Below are 4,500 nucleotides of genomic sequence, written 5' to 3'. Positions count from 1 at the left end.
TGTAGGGAGAGAGGGGTAAAGGCGCAATGGGGTAGAGGGGCGGACTCTTCAGAAGTGGTAGTTTGACAGTAAATCTCGCCCCTTGTCCTTTTCCGGGACTATTTACGTAAACAATACCGCCATGTAATTCTACTAAATTACGCGCGATCGCTAATCCTAGTCCTAATCCACCATAGGATCTAGTGCTAGAACTATCAGCTTGACGAAAGCGATCAAAAACGTAAGGAAGAAAATCAGGGCTGATACCAATACCTGTGTCAATTACCTGAATCTGGGCGTATTTATCCGTTGTGTCTTGTTTTTCTTGACTAGTGACTACAGACAATTGCACCTCTACCCGTCCTCCTGTGGGTGTGAATTTGATGGCATTGGACAGCAGATTCCAGATTATTTGCTGCAAGCGCTCGAAATCACCGGATACTAAGAATTGAGAATTTTCGCCCAACATGGTTTGGGATTGTGATTCTCTTGATTCTAAATTTTCGTGATTGATTTCTAATTCCAAATCTGAATTTTGTGTTTCTTTTAAAGGAATAAGGGAAAATCTTAAATCGATTTCTTTGGATTGGGCGGCGAGGCTAACAGTCTCTAGGCTCGACTCAATCATTGGAACCAAATTACAAGTACGGACATTAAGGCGTAACTTGCCTCTCATCATCCGTGATATATCCAGCAGGTCTTCAATTAGCTGGGTTTGCGCCTTAGCATTGCGTTCAATTGTCTCCGTTGCCCTAGCCATTAGGGTTTCACTAAGCTTACTTCGTTGCAGTAGTTGCGCCCAGCCAAGGATGGCATTGAGAGGCGATCGCAATTCGTGGGACAATATTCCTAAGAATTCATCCTTCAGCCGGTTAGCCTCTTGCAACTGCTCAGTTTGTTGTTGCAAAGAAGCAATTAAACTAGCTCGTTCCATTGCGATCGCTATTTGGTCGCATACTGCTTGCATCATCCCCTTTTGATTCTCGGTGAAGCTTAACCGAGTGCAGCTGCCAAAAGAAAGAGTACCTAACAAACGTCCTTGGGCGATCAATGGGTATGCATAATAAGCAGTAATCCCTAAAAAGCGAATCAATTCTGTTTGCGCGTCAGTGGATTGCTGCACATTCTCTACAGCTAGGGAATTGCGTTCTTGCGCTACAGTACCGCAAACCCCTTGACCTAATGGCAAGTACTCAATTTCTTTTGCTATCTCCTGGGAAATACCACTGTAAGACCCCAACCGCATTACCTGAGAGTTATCCTCAACCAAATAGTTCAAATAAACTTCTATTCCAATTTGCTCTCTTAGTTTTCGGTAGACGCTATCGATTAGTAGTACTGGTTCCTGGCTTGATAGTAAATCGTTGGCTGTGTCAAATAGTAGGTTTAGCCTTTTGTAACCTAATAAGAGGGCTTTTTCTACCTGCTTGAGGTTGCTAATCTCTTGGAACACCAAAATACAGGTAGCCGGATGACCGTGCATTGCTGGTAAGGTATCAGCAAATACTAGTAGAGAGCGCACACCACCAGGGGTGTGCCAGTCTACTTCCAATCCATTCAGGCGTTCGCCAAGGGCAACTCGCACTCCTGGCATTTGCTCATTGGGGATGCGATCGCCAGCTGCATTTGTATAGTGGTAGACTGTGTGATACTCTGCGGCTGATACACCTTTAGGAAATTCGCCCCCAGCTAATTCGTTAGCAGAGCGATTGGCAAAAGTTACCCGCGCCGTTCCTGGTTCGATAAATAGCAACGGTCTTGGCATCAGATTTAACACATCCTCTAGCCATTTTTGCTGATTTAGAAGTATTTCTTGTGCCTGTTTGCGCTCCGTAATATCTAAAAATGCACCAACGCTTCCTCTGGTTTTCCCCTCTTCGTCAAACAAGGGTGCGACGTACTCCAACAGGTTGACAATTTTTCCATTTTCATGGACAACATCAAGTTCAAAATCCACAACTTCAACACCATGAGTTGCGGAGTACTGCATTGGGAGTTCCTCTGCTGCCAGTTCCCTTCCCTGGCGGTAGACTTTAAAGCTTGTCGGTTTTTCGTCCAAAGAGCCGTTGAGGGAGGTATTTGTGTTTGAGGATATCCCCAATTGCTTGGCAAAAGCTGGGTTGACCTTGAAATTTTGGCATTTGGGATCTTCGGCAATGCCAATTCCAATAGGAATTACCTCCAACAGAGTTTGTAACTCAGTAATGCGGCGCTGTAGATCCTTGTTTAATTGTAAGATTTTTTCCTTAGCCACTTTTTGTTCGCTGATGTTGCGAGTCACAGTTGCTAAGGCAATTGGCTGACCTGTGTTGTTGTCTGTAACAGTGAAGATATTGTAATCAACTGGTATCGGTTGACCTGTTTGGAGATGGCGAAAGCAGAATTCTCCCTGCCAGCGCCCTTGTAGTAGCACAGTCGGCAGTATATATTGTTGAAAATAGGCTTTGTCTTTGGGCATGAAGTAATCTAATACTGCCTTTTGCCTGACTTCATCAAGGCTGGAAAGCCCTACCAGCTTTTGACCTGCATCATTTATGTAAAGTAATTGACCATCGAGAGTGGCGATGCCGATAAAGTCAGAGCTATTTTCTACCAGTGATACTAATTTTTGTTGTTCTGCTTCTGCTTGCTTGCGTTCGCTCAAGTCGAGGATAAACGCTACTGACTCTTCGCGGTTTTCTCCTAGCAGCACGTAACCAACTAAAACCGGGATACGCCTACCATCCTTGTGAATATATTCTTTTTCGTAAGGCGTACAAGCAGCGTTGGTGTTTCCCTTTGCTTCGGCGACACCTCGCTCATCCAAGTATAAATACTCTGGTGGTGTGATATTGCGCCAACTTAACCTACCTGCTAACAAATCCTCTTGCGTGTAACCAATCATCCTCAAAAATTCGTCGTTTGCCTGCTCGATACCGCCATACACGTCGCCAAATAGAATGCCGATGACGTTAGAATCTACAAAACTTCCCAGTTTAGCTTCGTAGGTTCTGAGTGCTTCTTGGGCAAGATCGCGTTGATGGCTGAGGCCTTCAATAACCCTAGCACTTTGCCAAATCAAAATAGTAAAAATCACAATCAGGACGATCGCAAATACCGATACTGCAAAAGCCGGATCGTATTGTCCTGCACGTTGACCTTCAACAATTACCCATCCCAATATAGAAGGTACTGCGATCGCACTTGCGACTTTTGCGACAAGTGAATTTATAAGGATTTTAGATATATCTTGCAGCCGCAAGCGGTTAACATTTAACATTGATTGTTCTCTAACCGCATCTATTTAGCGTAGTAAACTTATCTCTTTCTTACGGTTTAACTATTTCTATCCTTTGTATTGTATGTTACTCCTTGACTTGTTTTTCATCTACCTCTATGCATATTTTTTATTGCACAATTTACAGTAGGAAATAAGGGTGGTTTTTTAAACCACCTTTGCGAGTATTTCAAAATTGCAGAGTATGTCGCTTACCATCATCTTGGAAACGTTGTTCTCCAACACCAAAAAGTTCTACAATCACTTCACGCGGTGGAGGTGTCCATTCTCCCATTCTCGCTCCAATTTCAACTACTGTTTGATCAGAGTTAGTAAATACGCTGATACTTGCTAGCGAAAACTTTTTATCTAGATACTCGTTTGTCTGTCCATCATCTTCAAATAGTTGATATTCATTATTACCAGGCCAAATCCGTAATCGGATCTCGTCTAGTGGGGCTTGATCAACGTATTGTCTGACAGGTTGCATGGGAATAATCGCACCACCACGGACATACAGTGGCATTCTTTCAAGCGGTGCATGAGCAAGAATGTGAATCGGGCCTTCATAGCGATCGCCACTCCACCAATCATACCAAGTGCCAGCAGGTAAGTAGACAGCTCGATGCTCAACTCCAGGACGGTAAATTGGTGCAGCCATCAGCGATGCACCTAATAATACTTGATCGTAGAGGCTATAGGTTTTTAGATCATTGGGGAAGTGGTATAATAATGGTCTTAAAATTGGTGCGCCCGTCGTTGCCGCTTCCCAGAAAAGACTATAAATATAGGGAAGTAATTGGTAACGTAGATTAATGTATTCTCGACAGATATTTTCAACGCGATCGCCAAATACCCAAGGTTCATGACGAGCAGTAGACATTGCCGAATGACCGCGCATCAATGGATAAAGCATTCCTACCTGCATCCAGCGAGCGAATAATTCAGCTGTAGCATTACCAGCAAACCCGCCAATATCGCAACCCACAAACCCCACACCTGAAAGTCCCATATTGCAAAGCATCGGCAGAGACATTTCTAAATGCTCCCACAACGATTGGTTATCCCCCATCCACACAGAGGACCAGCGTTGCACACCAGCATAACCCGATCGCGTTAACACAAACGATCGCTCTGAACTTCGATGCCGTTGCAACCCTTCATAGCAAGCTTTAGCCATCATCAACCCATACAAATTATGCACTTCCGTATGAGTAGAAGCAGACCCAGAGAATTCTTTCTCCCCTGCCCCCAGCAAAGTGCCC

At 44.2% G+C, this 4,500-nt stretch carries 2 protein-coding genes; both read right to left on the bottom strand.

Features of this window, described 5'->3' with window-relative positions:
- A partial coding sequence (locus ACFE90_RS36630) for a PAS domain S-box protein (protein ID WP_375507146.1) occupies positions 1–3,238 on the bottom strand: 3,238 nt, incomplete at its 3' end.
- Positions 3,239–3,425: 187 nt separating this feature from the next.
- A partial coding sequence (locus ACFE90_RS36625; RefSeq protein WP_375507145.1) for a TIM-barrel domain-containing protein occupies positions 3,426–4,500 on the bottom strand: 1,075 nt, incomplete at its 5' end.

This window comes from uncultured Nostoc sp., from assembly GCF_964245445.1.
In the GTDB taxonomy this organism is placed as follows: domain Bacteria; phylum Cyanobacteriota; class Cyanobacteriia; order Cyanobacteriales; family Nostocaceae; genus Nostoc.
This window is presented reverse-complemented; position numbering and strand designations above follow the sequence as displayed.